14 protein-coding genes are annotated in these 16,376 nt (G+C 66.5%); 7 read left to right on the top strand and 7 right to left on the bottom strand.

Translation table 11 applies throughout. The features are described from left to right. Window positions 1-53: 53 nt before the first annotated feature. Together BMZ21_RS11240 and BMZ21_RS11235 are read left to right on the top strand one after the other, a co-directional pair. Complete coding sequence (locus BMZ21_RS11240; RefSeq protein WP_091833473.1) at window positions 54-611, top strand: LemA family protein; 558 nt, start codon at window positions 54-56, stop codon at window positions 609-611. Between the two features lie 34 nt (window positions 612-645). Next, window positions 646-1,719 carry a M48 family metallopeptidase gene (locus BMZ21_RS11235; protein WP_091833470.1) on the top strand — a complete coding sequence of 358 codons (1,074 nt, stop codon included), beginning with the start codon at window positions 646-648 and terminating at the stop codon, window positions 1,717-1,719. On the opposite strand, the gene BMZ21_RS11230 is transcribed toward BMZ21_RS11235, so the two are convergent. After that, window positions 1,716-2,324: a 2-hydroxychromene-2-carboxylate isomerase gene (locus BMZ21_RS11230; protein WP_091833467.1), complete on the bottom strand. Its 609-nt coding sequence runs from the start codon at window positions 2,322-2,324 to the stop codon at window positions 1,716-1,718. The genes BMZ21_RS11235 and BMZ21_RS11230 overlap by 4 nt on opposite strands. A gap of 205 nt (window positions 2,325-2,529) precedes the next feature. Between BMZ21_RS11230 and BMZ21_RS11225 the strand changes: the two genes are divergently transcribed. Beyond that, window positions 2,530-3,762, top strand: coding sequence for an argininosuccinate synthase (locus BMZ21_RS11225; RefSeq protein WP_091833464.1), 1,233 nt, complete (start codon window positions 2,530-2,532; stop codon window positions 3,760-3,762). Between the two features lie 197 nt (window positions 3,763-3,959). On the opposite strand, the gene BMZ21_RS11220 is transcribed toward BMZ21_RS11225, so the two are convergent. The 3 genes from BMZ21_RS11220 to BMZ21_RS11210 form a co-directional block, all read right to left on the bottom strand. Then, window positions 3,960-5,882 carry a potassium transporter Kup gene (locus tag BMZ21_RS11220; protein ID WP_091833461.1) on the bottom strand — a complete coding sequence of 641 codons (1,923 nt, stop codon included), beginning with the start codon at window positions 5,880-5,882 and terminating at the stop codon, window positions 3,960-3,962. 145 nt (window positions 5,883-6,027) lie between these two features. After that, a complete protein-coding gene (locus BMZ21_RS11215; protein WP_091833458.1) occupies window positions 6,028-8,229 on the bottom strand; it encodes an esterase-like activity of phytase family protein in 2,202 nt (733 codons plus the stop codon). 137 nt (window positions 8,230-8,366) lie between these two features. Beyond that, the gene (locus tag BMZ21_RS11210) at window positions 8,367-8,789 is read right to left on the bottom strand and encodes a hypothetical protein (protein WP_091833455.1); all 423 of its coding nucleotides are present in this window, start codon (window positions 8,787-8,789) and stop codon (window positions 8,367-8,369) included. A 134-nt stretch (window positions 8,790-8,923) separates the two neighbouring features. On the opposite strand from BMZ21_RS11210, the gene BMZ21_RS11205 reads away from it, so the two are divergent. Beyond that, a complete protein-coding gene (locus tag BMZ21_RS11205; RefSeq protein WP_091833451.1) occupies window positions 8,924-9,745 on the top strand; it encodes a helix-turn-helix domain-containing protein in 822 nt (273 codons plus the stop codon). Between the two features lie 89 nt (window positions 9,746-9,834). Then, window positions 9,835-10,026: a CsbD family protein gene (locus BMZ21_RS11200; RefSeq protein WP_091833448.1), complete on the top strand. Its 192-nt coding sequence runs from the start codon at window positions 9,835-9,837 to the stop codon at window positions 10,024-10,026. A gap of 59 nt (window positions 10,027-10,085) precedes the next feature. On the opposite strand, the gene dnaJ is transcribed toward BMZ21_RS11200, so the two are convergent. Both dnaJ and dnaK read right to left on the bottom strand, forming a co-directional pair. Next, window positions 10,086-11,222, bottom strand: coding sequence for a molecular chaperone DnaJ (gene dnaJ, locus BMZ21_RS11195; protein WP_091833445.1), 1,137 nt, complete (start codon window positions 11,220-11,222; stop codon window positions 10,086-10,088). 139 nt (window positions 11,223-11,361) lie between these two features. Beyond that, window positions 11,362-13,284: a molecular chaperone DnaK gene (gene dnaK, locus BMZ21_RS11190; RefSeq protein WP_091833442.1), complete on the bottom strand. Its 1,923-nt coding sequence runs from the start codon at window positions 13,282-13,284 to the stop codon at window positions 11,362-11,364. 462 nt (window positions 13,285-13,746) lie between these two features. On the opposite strand from dnaK, the gene BMZ21_RS11185 reads away from it, so the two are divergent. Next, a complete protein-coding gene (locus BMZ21_RS11185) occupies window positions 13,747-14,652 on the top strand; it encodes a hypothetical protein (RefSeq protein WP_091833438.1) in 906 nt (301 codons plus the stop codon). 9 nt (window positions 14,653-14,661) lie between these two features. On the opposite strand, the gene BMZ21_RS11180 is transcribed toward BMZ21_RS11185, so the two are convergent. Further along, complete coding sequence (locus BMZ21_RS11180) at window positions 14,662-15,648, bottom strand: methylated-DNA--[protein]-cysteine S-methyltransferase (protein ID WP_244543804.1); 987 nt, start codon at window positions 15,646-15,648, stop codon at window positions 14,662-14,664. Between the two features lie 118 nt (window positions 15,649-15,766). Between BMZ21_RS11180 and BMZ21_RS11175 the strand changes: the two genes are divergently transcribed. Then, a complete protein-coding gene (locus tag BMZ21_RS11175; protein WP_091833435.1) occupies window positions 15,767-16,372 on the top strand; it encodes a class I SAM-dependent DNA methyltransferase in 606 nt (201 codons plus the stop codon). The last annotated feature ends 4 nt before the right edge of the window (window positions 16,373-16,376 follow it).

Raw genomic sequence — 16,376 nt, 5'->3', positions numbered from 1 at the left:
TTGCCGGCGAGATCGCCTGTGCCGCAAGATCGCCTGTGCCGAAGGAGAACACCATGGGTTGGGTCGTCCTTGGACTGATCGTCGTCGTCGTGGTCTGGCTGATCATGACCTATAACGGCCTCGTCGCGATGCGCCAGCGCGTCAACCAGGCCTTCGCCGACATCGATGTGCAACTGAAGCAGCGCCACGACCTGATCCCGAACCTGGTCGAGACCGTGAAGGGCTATGCCACTCACGAGAAGGAGACCTTCGACGCGGTGATCAAGGCGCGCAACCAGGCGCAGGCCGCGACCGGCCCGCACGATCAGGCCGTGGCGGAGCAGCAGCTCACCGGCGCCGTCGGCCGCCTGCTGGCGCTGGGCGAGGCCTATCCCGACCTGAAGGCGAGCGCGAACTTCCAGCAGCTGCAGCAGGACCTCGGCAATGTCGAGGACAAGCTGGCGGCGGCACGGCGCTTCTTCAACAATGCGGTCAGCGAGTTCAACGCGGCGATCCAGGCCTTTCCGGCGGTGTTCTTCGCGCCGCAGATGGGCTTCAGCCCACGCGAATTCTTCGATGTCGGCGAAGAGACGCGCAAGCAGATCGAAGTCGCGCCGACCGTGAAGTTCTGAGCGCTTCGACAGGCCTCACAGCGGAGCTGCGGCGATGCCGGGGGAAGCCTTCGGGCTCTACACCCATCAGCGCAACAACCGGACCCGGTCGATCGCCCTGATCATCGGGCTCTTCCTGATGGTTTACCTGACGGTCTGGGGCATCATGCTGGTCGGCTACGGCTATGCCGGCGTGCCGCGCGGGCGCACGGTGCTGAGCTTCGTCAACCAGCGCTTCTGGTCCTGGCTGCCCTTCATCACGCTTGCGACCGGCGCCTGGGTGTTCATCGGCTTCAGGATCAATGTCAGACTGATCGAGGCGGTCTCGGGCGCCGAAGGCGTGACGCGGGAGGCCCAGCCCAAGCTCTACCGGATGCTCGAGAACCTCTGCATCTCGCGCGGCATGGTGACGCCGAAGCTCGCCATCATCCAAAGCGACGCGCTCAACGCCTTCGCCAGCGGCGTCAACGACAAGCAGTTCACGGTGACGCTGACCACCGGGCTGATCGAGCAGCTCAACGACGCCGAGATCGAAGCGGTGATCGCCCATGAGCTGACCCATATCCGCAATGGCGACGTCCGGCTGATGGTGATCGCCGTGGTGATCGCCGGCATCATCTCCTTCGTCGGCGAAGTCGTGTTCCGCAATCTCGGGCGGGTCCGCATCTCCTCGGACGGCGACAAGAAGGGCAGCGGCTTTGCGATCATCCTCGGCTTTGCGGTGATCGCCGTCGCCTGGCTGCTCGCCGTGCTGATCCGGCTGTCGCTGTCGCGGGCGCGCGAATACCTCGCCGATGCCGGGGCGGTGGAGCTGACCAAGAACCCGGACGCGATGATCTCGGCGCTGCTGAAGATTTCCGGCCGGGCCGACATCGACAATGTCCCGTCGGGCGTGATGGACATGTGCTTCGAGAACGATCCCGACGATTTCGCCGATCTGTTCTCGACCCATCCGTCCGTCACCAAGAGGGTGCAGGCGCTGGTGCAGACAGCCGGCGGGCGCCTGCCGCCGGAAGCGCCGCCCGGCCCGCCGAAGATCAGCGAAAGGCAGCCTTTGCCCGAGATCGCCCAGACCTCTGCGACGCACGGACCGTGGTCGCGCCCGGCGCCACCACCTGCAGGCGGTTAGCGCCCGTCCTTCGCCCAGCTAAGCGCTTCCTCGAGCCGGTCGTCGCCCCAGAATAATTCGCCGTCGCCGGTGACGAAGGTCGGTGCGCCGAAGATCCCGAGCGATTTGGCGAGCTCGGTCTCGGCCTTGAGCCGGCCCTTGACCTCCTCGCTGCGCGAGGCGGGAAAGGCCGAGGCGGGATCGGCCCCGGCTTCGCGCAGCGCTGCGTTCAACACCGCTTCCTCGGCGATATTGCGCCCTTCGCAGAACTGGGCACGGAACAGCGCCGTGGAGAAGGCCGGCAGCCAGCCGGCCTCGCGCCCGGCCAGCGCCAGCCGCGCGGCAACGAGAGAGTTCTGCGGGAAGACCTCGGGACGGACGATAGCGAGGCCGTTGCGGCCGGCACGGCGCGCCACGTCGCGCCACATGTAGCGACCCTTGTTCGGATAGAGATTGAACGGGGAGCTGGTCCAGCCCTGGGCAGCGAAGATCGGGCCGAGCAGGAACGGGCGCCAGCGCACCGCCACTCCGGCTGCCTCCGCCAGTTCCTCGATCCGCAGGGCGCTCAGGCAGGAATAAGTCGACGCGAACTCGTACCAGAAATCCAGAACAGGACGATTCGGCATCTGACCCCCAACCAGCAACGCAGCGCTCCGCCCGCATTGCGGGCGGCAACCCATCAGCAGATGACGCCAGATCGATCAGAAGGTTCCGATTGCGTCGCCCCGAGCCCTGCGATAGTGCCCGGTTACGTCCGAAATGCGGCCGGCGGGGTCGCATTCTCTACTCCAGGCACAAGCCCCCGTGCCGCCACTGCAGGAAGACCAGTCCATGGCCGACAAGCGCGTGAACAAGGTCGTACTCGCCTATTCCGGCGGGCTCGACACCTCGATCATCCTGAAATGGCTGCAGACCACCTATAATTGCGAGGTCGTGACCTTCACCGCCGATCTCGGCCAGGGCGAAGAGCTGGAACCGGCCCGTCAGAAGGCGCTGTTGCTCGGCATCAAGCCCGAGAACATCCATATCGAGGACCTGCGGGAAGAGTTCGTCCGCGACTATGTCTTCCCGATGTTCCGGGCCAATGCCGCCTATGAGGGCGTCTATCTGCTGGGAACCTCGATCGCCCGCCCGCTGATCGGCAAGAAGCTCATCGAGATCGCCGACCGCGTCGGCGCCGACGCGATTTCCCATGGCGCTACCGGCAAGGGCAACGACCAGGTCCGCTTCGAACTGACCGCCTATGCGCTGAAGCCCGACGTCCAGGTGATTGCGCCCTGGCGTGAATGGGATCTGCGCTCACGCGAGCAGCTGATCGCCTTCGCCGAGCAGCACCAGATCCCGATCGCCAAGGACAAGCGCGGCGAAGCGCCGTTCTCGGTCGACGCCAACCTGCTGCATGCCTCCTCCGAGGGAAAGGTGCTGGAGGACCCGGCGCAGGAAGTGCCGGACTATGTCTATTCGCGCACGATCTCGCCCGAGGAGGCGCCGGACAAGCCGACGATCATCAGCATCGACTTCGCCAAGGGCGATGCGGTGGCGATCGACGGCGTCCAGCTCTCGCCGGCCAAGCTGCTGGCCAAGCTCAACGAACTCGGCCGCGACAACGGCATCGGCCGGCTCGACCTGGTCGAGAACCGCTTCGTCGGCATGAAAAGCCGCGGCATGTACGAGACACCCGGCGGCACGATCCTGGCCGTCGCGCATCGCGCCATCGAGTCGATCACGCTCGATCGCGGCGCCGCGCATCTCAAGGACCAGCTCATGCCGCAATATGCCGAGCTGATCTATAACGGCTTCTGGTTCTCGCCGGAGCGCGAGATGCTGCAGGCTCTGATCGACAAGAGCCAGGAGTTTGTCGCCGGCCAGGTGCGGCTCAAGCTCTACAAGGGCGGCGTCCACGTCATCGGCCGCTCCAGCCCGTATTCGCTGTACGATCAGGACCTCGTCACCTTCGAAGAGGGCGCCGTCGCCTACGACCACCGCGACGCGGCCGGCTTCATCAAGCTCAACGCGCTTCGCCTGCGCACGCTCGGCCAGCGCAAGCGCAAGCTGGGGCTCTGAAAGACCGGCTCTTCGACGCCTCGCCGTCATTGCGAGGAGCGTAGCGACGAAGCAATCCAGGGCGGCAGTACTCTACGCCCTCTGGATCGCTTCGCTACGCTCGCGATGACGAAATAGTCCTCCACCGCGGTGATCAGAGGTTCCAGACTCAACCCTGAGAGCTGCCTTGGAATGACGCGGTGACCTGATCGCGAAGATCAGATCTCGATCTCGACCCCGACCTCGACGACCTGCTTGGCCGGGATATGGAAATGCGCGGCGGAACGCTCGGCGTTGCGCTGCATGAAGGCGAAGAGCGCCTCGCGCCACATCGCCATGCCCGCGATCTCCTCGCGCGGAATGACCGTCTCGCGGCCGATGTAATACGACATCTCAGCGAGATCGACACCCCGCAGCAGGCCGCGCTCGACACCGCAGCGCAATCCGCTCGGGATGTGCGGCGTTTCCATGAAGCCGAAATGCAGGATCACACGGGTGACGCTGGGTGCGAGCTCGATCAGCTCGATCCGGTTCTCGTCGGAGACGCGCGGAATTTCCTGCAGCTTACCCGTCACCAGAAGGATGCGCTCGTGCAGGGCATGGTTGTGGCGGACGAAATGCGTGAGCGAGAGCGGCAGCCCCCGCGCGGCCGAGGCCAGGAACGCGGCCGTCCCGGGCAGGCGCAGCGGCGGGTTCGTCGCCAACATGTCCAGGAACGCCTTCTCCGGCTCGCGCTGGCGGGCGCGCGCCGCCTCCACCAAGACAAGGCCGCGTCGCCAGGTCAGCATGATCATCGTCAGCACCATGGCCAGCAGCAGCGGGTACCAGCCGCCCTCGTGCAGCTTCGGCAGGTTCGCCGAGAAGAAGGCGAGATCGATCAGCAGGAAGAAGCCGTTGACCGCCACGACGAGGATCGGGTTGTAGCCCCATTTCAGCGCGATCAACGCCGCGAGTCCGGTGGTGATCGCCATCAGCAGGGAAACGGCGATGCCGTAGGCGCCGGCCAGCGCATCGGATGAGCGGAACATGAAGACCGAGGTCAGGGTCGCCAGGCAGATCAGCCAGTTGACGATCGGGATGTAGATCTGCCCCTTCTGGTCATCCGCCGTGTGCTTGATGCGGATCGCCGGGAAGAGGCCGAGCTGCACGGCCTGGCGGGTCAGCGAAAAGGCGCCAGTGATAACCGCCTGCGAGGCGATGACGGCAGCGGCCGTGGCGAAGACCACCATCGGATAATGCGCCCAGTCCGGGGCGAGCTGGTAGAACGGGTTTTCGAGCGCCTCGGGATGGCTCAGCAGCAGCCCGCCCTGGCCGAAATAGTTGAGCATCAGCGCCGGGAGCACCACCGTCAGCCAGGCGATGCGGATCGGCAGCGGGCCGAAATGGCCCATGTCCGCATACATCGCCTCACCGCCGGTCACGGCCAGGAAGGTCGCGCCGAGAACGGCGAAGCCGACGAGCGGTGCGGTGTGGGTGATGAAGTAGAGCGCGTTGAGCGGGTTGATGGCGGAGAGGATCCCCGGCGCCATCAGGATGCCCCGAATGCCGAGCAGCGCGAGGGCGATGAACCAGAGCAGCATGATCGGCCCGAACAGCTTGCCGATGAAGCCCGTGCCTTTGCTTTGCACAAGGAACACGCCGATCAGGATCGCCGCGGTCAGCGGCACGATCGCCGGCGTCAGAAACGGCGCATCAACCTTCAGGCCCTCGATCGCGCTGAGCACCGAGATCGCCGGCGTGATCGCCCCATCGCCATAGAGCAGTGCGGCGCCGACGAGGCCCACTACCAGTACATAGGCCCGGGCCGTGCCCGGCTTGGCGTGACGTGCCTTGAGCAGCGCCAGCATCGCCATAATGCCGCCTTCGCCGCGATTGTCGGCACGCATGATCAGCAGCGAGTATTTGAGCGAGATGATCAGGATCAACGCCCACAGGATCATCGAGACACAGCCGACGATCGCTCCCGGCTGCAAGGTCCCGCCGGCGCTCGCGGCGCGGGCGGCCTCCTTCAGCGCATAGAGCGGGCTGGTGCCGATGTCGCCGTAGACGACTCCGAGGGCGCCGAGCGTGAGGGCAGGAAGGGAGCCGTGGTGCTCGCCATGCGAGGGCGCGCTGCTCTGTGACAGAACCCCTTGGGTCATTCGCTGCCCCCCTTTCGCAGAAGTAGGGCACGCAGTGGCAGCAACAGCAAGGCTGGAGCGGCTGAATTACGCTGCGGAGCAGGAAACACCCCAAAGATATCGGCCGGCCGGCGAGAAGAACTCGCCGGCCTCCTGTCGTAGCGTCTTACTTCGAGAGCCTGCCGAAGGCGAAGAACTGGGTCTCGCCGGAGGAATCGTCGACGCCGTCATTGTCGGTGACGACGAAGAGATCGCCGGCCTTGTCGACCGCCATCCCCTCGACCTTGTCGAGCCCGTAGCCGCCGAGCTTCATCAGGTCCGGCGTCAGGTCGCGCAGCAGCGTCTTCTCGACCGTCGGGATCTCCGAGGCGCCGAAAGGCGCCGGCTTCAGGCCCTTGACCGAGAAGGTCGCCAGCGTCTTCACGGCCTTGGCGCCAAACTGGTTGTCGCGCTCGATCACCGCGAAGGTCTCGTCGCCGAGATAGGTCAGTTCGGAGAGGCCCATCCAGGCGCCGGCGGCCGGAGCGGTCAGCGGGTAGTAGAGAATACCCCAGCTCTTGCTGAAGGGCTTGTAGGTCAGAATCTTGACCTTGCCCTTGGGGTCGTCCTTCCACTCGCGCTGGACCGCGATCCAGACCGTTTCGTCCTGGCCCGCGCCGGTGACGGCGACGCCCTCATAGCCCTGGTTGACCGCCTTGGCGGCAAAGTCCTCCGGCAGGGCGATCTCCTCCTCGATCTCGCCCCTGGCCGAAGCGCGCAGCAGCAGGTTCTGGGTTGGCTTCTCCTTGCGCTCCGGCGCGCCTTCCGAGACCAGCCAGAAGCCGCCGCCGGCGCGCGTCGCGATCCCCTCGAGATCATAGGAGGCCGGCTTGCCGTCCTTCGTCACGGTGACGGCGCCGGTGATCGTCGCCGGTTTCTTCGTCGCGTCGATGTCGAGGATGCGCGAGGGCGTATAGGCGTTGTCGGCGACGCTGAAGAGACGGCCCGGCAGCTCGGGATGGGCGGCGAGGCCCGAGAGCGCGCCCCACCCGCGTGGCACGCCATCGACATCGGCCGAGACGATCGTCGGGTAGGCGGTTGGCGCCTCGCTGCGCTGATAGATGGTCACGGCCGAACGCGGCCCGTCCTTCTCGCCGAGATCGGCCTCGGAGGCGGAAACGAAGAGATTGCGCTGCGGGATCGCCAGCAGTCCTTCCGGCGCGATGCCGCCCGGCAGGGCCTGCAGATAGCGCGGAGCCTTGCCCGGCCCTTCGTCCTTGAAGACGAGCACGAGTGAGGCGCGTTCCAGCCCGACGAAGAACAGGCGCTCGCCATCATAGGTGCCGACCTCGATACCCTCCGGCTCGCTGCCCTTAGCGGCTGAGCGGCGCTCCGGATAATGGCCGAGGCGGATGGCGATGTGGTCGACCATGTTGCCGGCATCGAACTCGATCGTGCCGTCCTTGTGGAAGATGGTGAAGCCGCGCGAGCCGCCCTTCCAGTCGCCCTCATTGGCGGTGACAAAGCGGTCGTTGTCGAGCCAGCGCACCGCATCGGGCTCGCGGCGCACGCCCTTCAGCTCCTCAACCGGCTTGATCTCACCGTCTCGGGTCTTGTCGATGTTCTTGAGATCGACGGTGCCGGCCGGGAAATGCGTAACGAGCTTGCCGGTCCTGGTGTCGACCACGGCGATGTGGTTGTTCTCCTGCAGCGTCACCACGGCACGACCGTCCTGGTTGACGTCGACGAATTCCGGCTCCGGATCGGTCGGCTCGACCGCGGCGATGCCGGTGAGGTCGACAACCTGCCTGGAGGCGCAATCGGCCTCGCCGCCCGTGATGCCGATCAAAGTGAGATTGCCGGCGGGAAGCTGCGGCAGATCGCCCTTGTTCAGCTTCTCGTCGCGCTCGTTCTCGATGACGATGGCGAGCTTGCCCTTGTCCTTGGTCAGGGCGATCGAATCGGGCTGGCCGCCTAGCTCGCATTTGGCTGTGACCTGCTTCGTTCTCAGGTCGATGGTGGCGAGATGGCCGGCCGGCTCCTTGAAGTTGTCGCCGGAGCTAACGACGACGGCGAAGGCGCGCTCGCCGAGGATCACGACCGAGGTCGGCTCGCCGCCGACCGGAATGAAGCCGGCGGGCTTGGGCGCATCAGCCGTGGTGATGTCGATCAGACCGACCGCCTTCTGCTCGGCGTCGGTATAGGCGAGCAGGGTGCCGGCCTCGTTGGCCGAAATGATCTCCGCAACCGTCTTCTTCTTCGCGTCGCGATCGGCCGGGAGGTTCAGCGGCACCTGGAAGGTGGCGATACGGTTGAAGGTCGGCTCGGCAAGTGCCGTTGCGCCCGAGAGGAGCGTCGCGAGGGCCGCAAGGACAAGGGGTTTGCGCATTGGGACGGTCCTGTTCCGCAGGGTGGGGAGGCAGGCCTTCCGGCTAGTGAGCACAGACGACGGTTTCGTGACAAGCCATCGCAAGCAACGGCCGCCGCGGCGCGAGCCACGGCGGCTTCGGCTAACGGGCCGTTTGGTCAGTGCAAAGCGGCTTCGGTTCCAACGGTTTCCGTGACCGACTTCTTCAGGCCGATCACCTCGAGCTCGGTGACGACCGCGACCGCCGCGGCCTGGGCCAAGACGAAGGCGATGCCGAGCGTGGTCGGCGCGAACCAGCCGGCGACGAGGATCAGCACGCTGTCGGCGATCCAGAGGACGTTGACACCGATCACGGCATAGATTGCGAGGCGCGGCAGGCGAAGCCGGCTGGCGAAGAACGCAAGCAGGGCAGCACAAGGCAGCAACACCAGGCCGGCGCTGCGAAGAAGCTCCGCCGGAAAGCCGAGGAGGCCGGAGAGCGAACTGGCGCCGACGCTGAGCAGCAGGCCGGTCGCGGCGCAGGCGGCGGCATCGAGGGCAAGGGCGTTGCGCAGGAAACGCGAGGATTGGATGAAGGCCATGGTCGTTCTCCGGTTCAGGCCCCGTCTCATCCGGGGCGGTTGCTGATGGAGGCCATGCTGACGAAAGCCCGGCGGCCGGTCGATTAAGCCAGAGGTAATTGGATGGCGGCGCGGCTGCGGCTAGCTTGCCCATCATGAACAAGCACCAGCAGCCCACGATCGGGCATCTCATCCGCGACTGGCGCCAGCTGCGCCGTCTCAGCCAGCTCGACCTCGCGCTCGAAGCCGAGATCTCGCAGAAGCATCTCAGCTTTGTCGAGAGCGGCCGCTCGGTCCCGAGCCGAGACATGGTCCTGCTGCTCGCCGAGCATCTCGGCGTGCCGCTGCGCGAGCGCAACGCGCTCCTACTCTCGGCCGGCTATGCACCGGTCTATCTCGAACGCTCGCTGGAGGATCCGAGCCTGCAGGCGGCGCGCAGCGCGATCGACCTGCTGCTCAAGGGGCACGAGCCCTACCCGGCCGTGGCCATCGACCGGCACTGGACCCTGCTCGCGGCGAACAAGATGATCGCGCCGATGCTCGCGGTCGTCGAAGACGCCGACCTGCTGCGCCCGCCGGTCAACGTGCTGCGGCTCAGCCTGCATCCGCGCGGACTCGCCCCGGCGATCGTCAACCTGACGGAATGGCGCGGCCATCTGATCGCAAGGCTGCGCCAGCAGATCCGCGCCACGGCCGACCCGCTGCTGGCCGAACTCCTGACCGAATTGCTGAGCTATCCCGTCCCGGCCGTGCCAGTCATCAAAGGCAAGGCGCAGGACGAGGCCGAGCCGCCGATCGTGCTGCCGCTGCACCTGCGGCTCGGCGAGACCGAGCTGTCGCTGATCTCGACCACGACGGTGTTCGGCACGCCGGTCGACGTGACCTTGTCGGAGCTGGCGCTGGAGACCTTCTTCCCGGCCGACGAGGCAACGGGCCGGGCGCTGCGGGCGATCGCAGAGACCATCACGTCCGCTTGAGCGCGGGAACCAAAGCCCGGCCGTGACGTTCTCCCATCCGAACCGACGCCGAGGCGCCGGGCTCGACTCATTCGGAAAGGAACACGTCCATGGGCAGCACCGCCGACAAGATCAAGGGCATGGCCAACGAGGCCGCCGGCAACATCAAGCAGGCAGCCGGCAAGGCGCTGAACAAGCCCGAGCTTCAGGCCGAGGGTATCGCGCAGGAGCGCAAGGGCGAAGCCCAGCAGGCGGTCGGCAAAACCAAGGACGCCGTCAAGAAGGTGATCGACAAGGCCTGACCATCAGGCCGGCTCCGACCACAGAAGAACGGGCGCCGCAAGGCGCCCGTTTTTTCGTCTCAGGCAGAGCCGCCGAGGCCGCCGAGGAAATCCTTGACCCGGCCGAAGAAGCCGGCTGTCTCGGGATGGGTTGCGCCCGAGCTCTCGCGCTCGAACTCCATCAGCAATTCGCGCTGGCGGGGAGTGAGCTTCTGCGGCGTCTCGACGAGAACCTGGATGTAGAGATCGCCCATCTCGCGCGAGCGCAGAACGCTCATGCCCTTGGCCTTGAGCCGGAACTGCTTGCCGGTCTGAGTCCCCTCGGGGATTTTCACCCGGGCCTTTTCACCATTCAGCGTCGGCACCTCGATCTCGCCGCCGAGCGCGGCCGAAGTCAGGCCGATCGGCACCCGGCAGAACAGGTCGGCGCCGTCGCGCTGGAAGATGGCGTGCGGCTTGATCGATAGGAAGATGTAGAGATCACCAGCCGGTCCGCCGCGCAAGCCAGCCTCACCCTCGCCTGCAAGGCGGATGCGGGTACCGTCCTCGACACCGGCCGGGATGTTGACCGAGAGCGTGCGTTCGCGGGTGACGCGTCCGGCGCCCTGGCAGCCGGTGCAGGGATCGTCGATGATCTCGCCGCGGCCGTTGCAGGTCGGGCATGTCCGCTCGACCGAGAAGAAGCCCTGGCTGGCGCGGACGCGGCCATGGCCGCCGCAGGTCGGGCACTGGCGCGACTTCGAGCCGGCCTTGGCGCCGGTGCCGGAGCAGACTTCACAGGTCACCGAAGTCGGGACGCGGATGGTCTCGTTCTTGCCGGAATAGGCCTCTTCGAGGCCGATCTCGAGATTATAGCGCAGGTCGGCGCCGCGTTCGCGGGAATTGGCGCCGCGCGGGCCGCCACGGCCGCGGCCCTCGCCGAAGAAGGATTCGAAGATATCGGACATGAAGTCCGACATGTCGGCAGGGCCGCCACCGCCCCCGCCGCCGTTCTCGAAGGCCTGATGGCCGTAGCGGTCATAGGCCGCGCGCTTCTGGCCGTCGGAGAGGATCTGATAGGCCTCGTTGATCTCCTTGAACTTCAACTCGGCCTGCTTGTCGCCCGGGTTCTTGTCCGGGTGATGCTGCATGGCGAGCTTGCGGAAGGAGCTCTTGAGCTCGACCTCCGTCACGGTCCGGGAGACCCCGAGGATTTCGTAATAGTCGCGCTTCGACATTCAACCAGCTGCCCCTGCGCCGCCCCGCGCTCCTTGCGCAGGCCGGCGAGTCATGTCCTGCCGACGCCATCGCCTCAACGGAATGGCCGGGTCAAGCCCGGCCATCCCGTCACGGTCGATGGATGACCAAGTAGCGCGATCAGGCGCTCTTCTTCTTGTCGCCCTTGTCGTCGCTGACGTCCTTGAAGTCGGCGTCGATAACGTCGTCCTTCTTCGGCTCCTCGGCAGCGGCGCCCTCGGGAGCGTTCGCTTCGGCCTGGCTGGCGGCATACATCGCCTCGCCGAGCTTCATCGACGCCTGCATCAGCTCGTTGGTGCGGGCCTGGATCGCCTCGACATCCTCACCGGTCAGCGCAGTCCTGAGGGCTTCGAGCGCCGTCTCGATCGCGCCCTTGTCGGCCGCCGAAACCTTGTCGCCATAGTCCTTCAGCGACTTCTCGGTCGAGTGCACGAGGCTCTCGCCCTGGTTCTTGGCTTCGACCACCTCGCGACGCTTCTTGTCATCGGCGGCGTTGGCCTCGGCATCCTTGACCATCTTCTGGATCTCGGCCTCGGAGAGGCCGCCGGACGCCTGGATGCGGATCTGCTGCTCCTTGTTGGTGGCCTTGTCCTTCGCCGTCACCGAGACGATGCCGTTGGCGTCGATGTCGAAGGTCACCTCGATCTGCGGCATGCCGCGCGGGGCCGGCGGGATGCCCATCAGGTCGAACTGGCCGAGCATCTTGTTGTCGGCCGCCATCTCGCGCTCGCCCTGGAAGACCCGGATCGTCACCGCGCCCTGGTTGTCCTCGGCGGTGGAGAAGACCTGGCTCTTCTTGGTCGGGATCGTGGTGTTGCGGTCGATCAGGCGCGTGAACACGCCGCCCAGCGTCTCGATGCCGAGCGAGAGCGGGGTCACGTCAAGCAGCAGGACGTCCTTGACGTCGCCCTGCAGGACGCCGGCCTGGATCGCGGCGCCGATGGCGACGACCTCGTCGGGGTTGACGCCCTTGTGCGGCTCCTTGCCGAAGAACTGCTTCACGACCTCCTGGACCTTCGGCATGCGGGTCATGCCGCCGACCAGGACGACCTCGTCGATCTGGCCCGCGGACAGGCCGGCATCCTTGAGCGCCTTGCGGCAGGGCTCGATGGTGCGCTGGATCAGATCGTCGACCAGGCTCTCGAACTTGGCGCGCGAGAGCTTGATGGCGAGGTGCTTCGGACCCGAGGCATCCGCCGTGATGTAGGGCAGGTTGATCTCGGTCTGTGCGGTCGTGGAGAGCTCGATCTTGGCCTTCTCGGCCGCCTCCTTCAGGCGCTGCAGGGCGAGCTTGTCCTTCTTCAGGTCAATGCCCTGCTCGCGCTTGAACTCGTCCGCCAGGTATTCGACCAGGCGCATGTCGAAGTCCTCGCCGCCGAGGAAGGTGTCGCCATTGGTCGACTTCACCTCGAACACGCCGTCGCCGATCTCGAGGACCGAGACGTCGAACGTGCCGCCGCCGAGGTCATAGACCGCGATGGTGCCGGCCGACTTCTTGTCGAGGCCATAGGCGAGCGCGGCCGCAGTCGGCTCGTTGATGATGCGCAGCACCTCGAGGCCGGCGATACGGCCGGCATCCTTGGTGGCCTGACGCTGGGCGTCGTTGAAATAGGCGGGAACGGTGATGACGGCCTGCGTCACCGGCTGGCCGAGATAGGCCTCCGCGGTCTCCTTCATCTTGGTCAGCGTGAAGGCGGAGATCTGCGAGGGCGAGTAATCCTTGCCGTCGGCCTCGACCCAGGCGTCACCCGACGGGGCCTTCTTGATCTTGTAGGGGACGAGATCGATGTCCTTCTTGGTCATCGGATCGTCGAAAGTGCGCCCGATCAGGCGCTTGATGGCGAAGAAGGTCCGCTCCGGATTGGTGACCGCCTGGCGCTTGGCCGGCTGGCCGACCAGACGCTCGCCGTCATCCGTGATGGCGACGATCGAAGGCGTGGTGCGGGCGCCCTCGGAATTCTCGATGACCTTGGGCGTCGACCCTTCCATCACTGCAACGCAGGAGTTGGTGGTTCCGAGGTCGATACCGATGACTTTACCCATGGATGGGATCCCTTTCGATTTAGCAGATCGCCGGAAGAGCGCGCGTAAGACGCCGCTCCCCGGCCCATGGCCCCGGATCGCCCCCACCTTCCGCGGCGAACGAACCCGGGATACCCACGTCTGGCGGCTGAAGCGACGGAACGGGACTTCAAGCCCCGGCCCGGCCTCACCCGCCGGTTACAACAAAGATCGACCGGCCCTGCGTTGCAGCGTTCGCATGTGAGTGCTGGCGCCTGGCGCAATCCGGCCCCGATGGCCCGTAAAAACCACCGCTTCGCGGCGTATATAGGGAGGGTGACGGCCTGCTTGCAAGGCGCGGAGCCGGATTAAGAATCGGCTTTGTGCAGTATCCCTCACAGAATTCGCAGGGCTGACCATTCCGGGTAAGTGTTGCGCGCATGCTCTTGCGCAACAGGCGTAGCCATTCCATTCAGAATGGACCTTCGCCACCAGGAAACAGCCGTGACGACGCTCCGCCGCCCGACTGCCCATCGCCTCGCTGCCGGTGCAGCCCTGGCCTGGCTCGGCCTTGCAGGCGCAGCCCTGGCTCAGCCGATGCAGCTTCCCGGTGCGCAGCCCTTCAACCAGCCCGGCGCCCAGCAATCGGCGCCGGCCTCCGTCGGCGGCCAGTCGTCGGCGCCGCGCCCGCGCACCATGCCGGCCATCAAGATCCCCGGAGAAGACTCGCTTCTTGGCAAGAGCTTGCGACGCAATGGCGGCTTCGGCGAAGCAACGCTGGAGAAGACCGGCAGCGGCTACGGCCTGAAGCTGCGCGCCGAAGGCTTCCAGTCCAGCAACCTCGTCGAACCCTGCGCCATCTCCTTCGGCGATACGCCCGTGCCGGTGACCTCGCTCGGCAAGCCGGCCGGGTTGCCGCGCTACAAGCTGGAAGCCGCGGCCTGCCCGATCGTCTTCGACGTGCTCGAAGGCGCCTTCCTGGTGATCGAGCCGGAGCAGCCCTGCGTGATCGAGGCCGCCGCCTGCCGCATCGATCCGCGCGGCGTCTGGGGGCCGGACGTGCGCACCCTGCCGGCCCGCGCCAAGGAGACCGAGGCCGAGCGCAGCAAGGCGGAGACCGCGGTGCGGGAAGGCTACCGGGCGCTCTCGGCCAAGGCCAACCTGACCGAGCAGCGCACGATCGCCCGCGAGCAGGCCGGCTTCTCGTCGGAGCGCGAGCAGATCTGCCGCGACTTCCAGCGCGAGGGCTCGCACGGCTTCTGCGGCGCCCGCATCACCGAGGCGCGCGCCGCCTCGATCCGCGCCCGCCTCGGCCTGCCCGAGCCGAAGCCCGAGACGTCGAAGCCGCGCCCGGCCACGGCAAGGCGGACGCCCCCGCCTGCGGCAGCGCCCGCTCCGACCATCCAGTAAGTTCTGGACTCAGGCGGCCTCGCCGCCTGCGACCTGCCCGGCTTCCCAGCCGAGGATGGCGCGCTTGCGCGTCAGCCCCCAATGGTAGCCGGTGAGCGCGCCGGACTTGCCGATGACGCGGTGGCAGGGGACGACGAAGGAGATCGGGTTCTTGCCCACCGCAGCGCCAACCGCGCGAGCCGCCGAAGGCTTGCCGATATGGCCGGCGACGTCGCCATAGGTGGTGGCGCAGCCGACCGGGATGCGCAGCAGCGTCTCCCAGACACGGACCTCGAAATCGGTGCCGATCAGCACGACGCGCAGCGGCGTCTGCGGCGACCAGCTGCCCGGCTCGAAGATGCGCGTCGCATAGGGCGCCGTGCTCTGCGGATCGAAGTGGTAGTCCGCATGCGGCCAGCGCCGCATCATGTCGGCCAGCGCCTCGGCCCGGCCGCCGATCACCTTGCCGCCGTCGAGGCTGTTCGAGACCCAGCCGAGACCGGCGAGCCCGCGCTCGGTCACCACGACCAGCGCTTCGCCGAAGGGCGACTGGTGGAAGCCATAGGACATGCGCAATCCCTCGCCGCCGGTCTTCCACTCGCCCGGCGACATCGCCTCATGGGTGACGAAGAGGTCGTGCAGGCGGCCGGGACCGGAGAGTCCGACCTCGAAGCTGGTGTCGAGGATGCTGGCGGAGGCGGCCAGCAGGCCCTTGGCGTTGTCGAGCGTGATCGCCTGCAGGAACGCCTTGGGCGTCAGCCCGCACCAGCGCCGGAACAGATGATGCACGTCGGTCGGGGTCGCACCGGCCGCGTCGGCAATCGCCTCGATCGTCGGCTGCTGGCGCCAGTTATTGGTGATGTAGGCCAGGATGCGGCGCACGGTGTCGTAATCCGAGCCGGGCACAACCGCCGGAAAATCGGCTTCCGAGGGAATGGCTTCGGTGGCGCGGGCGAGCACGGCATTGGAGACGACTATCGGTTTCATCGCCGTCCTGAGACTGGAATGGGCGTTCATCTTTCTGTCCTCGCGATCTCAAATCTCATGCTCGCGACGCTAATGCTGTCAGCATGCGTCTCCCACCCGAAAGCTGACAAGCTCGTCTTCGCCTCAAAGGCCGCGTAGACATCCAACGATGACCGATTCCGCCGACGCCGTCGTCTCGCTCTACCTGCGCCACGCCGCTGCCTATGACCAGCAACGCGGCCGGAAGCTGATGGAGGCGCACTGGCTCGACCGCTTCCTGTCACGGCTGCCGGCGACTCCTTCGGTCCTCGACATCGGCTGCGGCATGGGCGAGCCGATCGCCAGGCATCTGATCGAACGGGGCTGTGCGGTCACCGGCATCGATTCGGCGGCGCCGCTGATCGCGCTCTGCCGGAAACGCTTCCCGCAGCAGGACTGGCAGGTCGGCGATATGCGCGAGCTCGCACTTGGCCGGCGCTTCGACGGGCTCATCGCCTGGGACAGCTTCTTCCATCTGAAGCCCGACGATCAGCGGCGGATGTTCCCGCTCTTCCGTGCGCATGCGGCGGATGGAGCTGCGCTGCTCTTCACCAGCGGGCCCGGCCATGGCGAGGCGATCGGCAGCTTCGAGGGCGAACCGCTCTACCATGGCAGCCTCGATCCGTCCGAGTATCGCGCGCTGCTCAATGCGACCGGTTTTGCCGTCGTCGAGCATATCGTCGAGGACCCGAACTGCGGCGGCCATACGGTCTGGCTGGCGCAACGGACAACCTGAGGCC

It is taken from the genome of Allobosea lupini (assembly GCF_900109525.1).
In the GTDB taxonomy this organism is placed as follows: domain Bacteria; phylum Pseudomonadota; class Alphaproteobacteria; order Rhizobiales; family Beijerinckiaceae; genus Allobosea; species Allobosea lupini.
This window is presented reverse-complemented; position numbering and strand designations above follow the sequence as displayed.

Excerpts from the sequence above, each read along its gene's own strand:
- BMZ21_RS11205 (WP_091833451.1), top strand. The coding sequence starts at position 8,924 with ATGAACAAGCACCAGCAGCCCACGATCGGGCATCTCATCCGCGACTGG.
- dnaJ (WP_091833445.1), bottom strand. The coding sequence starts at position 11,222 with ATGTCGAAGCGCGACTATTACGAAATCCTCGGGGTCTCCCGGACCGTG.
- dnaK (WP_091833442.1), bottom strand. The coding sequence starts at position 13,284 with ATGGGTAAAGTCATCGGTATCGACCTCGGAACCACCAACTCCTGCGTT.
- BMZ21_RS11220 (WP_091833461.1), bottom strand. The coding sequence starts at position 5,882 with ATGACCCAAGGGGTTCTGTCACAGAGCAGCGCGCCCTCGCATGGCGAG.
- BMZ21_RS11180 (WP_244543804.1), bottom strand. The coding sequence starts at position 15,648 with ATGAACGCCCATTCCAGTCTCAGGACGGCGATGAAACCGATAGTCGTC.
- BMZ21_RS11210 (WP_091833455.1), bottom strand. The coding sequence starts at position 8,789 with ATGGCCTTCATCCAATCCTCGCGTTTCCTGCGCAACGCCCTTGCCCTC.
- BMZ21_RS11225 (WP_091833464.1), top strand. The coding sequence starts at position 2,530 with ATGGCCGACAAGCGCGTGAACAAGGTCGTACTCGCCTATTCCGGCGGG.
- BMZ21_RS11215 (WP_091833458.1), bottom strand. The coding sequence starts at position 8,229 with ATGCGCAAACCCCTTGTCCTTGCGGCCCTCGCGACGCTCCTCTCGGGC.
- BMZ21_RS11235 (WP_091833470.1), top strand. The coding sequence starts at position 646 with ATGCCGGGGGAAGCCTTCGGGCTCTACACCCATCAGCGCAACAACCGG.
- BMZ21_RS11200 (WP_091833448.1), top strand. The coding sequence starts at position 9,835 with ATGGGCAGCACCGCCGACAAGATCAAGGGCATGGCCAACGAGGCCGCC.
- BMZ21_RS11230 (WP_091833467.1), bottom strand. The coding sequence starts at position 2,324 with ATGCCGAATCGTCCTGTTCTGGATTTCTGGTACGAGTTCGCGTCGACT.
- BMZ21_RS11240 (WP_091833473.1), top strand. The coding sequence starts at position 54 with ATGGGTTGGGTCGTCCTTGGACTGATCGTCGTCGTCGTGGTCTGGCTG.
- BMZ21_RS11175 (WP_091833435.1), top strand. The coding sequence starts at position 15,767 with ATGACCGATTCCGCCGACGCCGTCGTCTCGCTCTACCTGCGCCACGCC.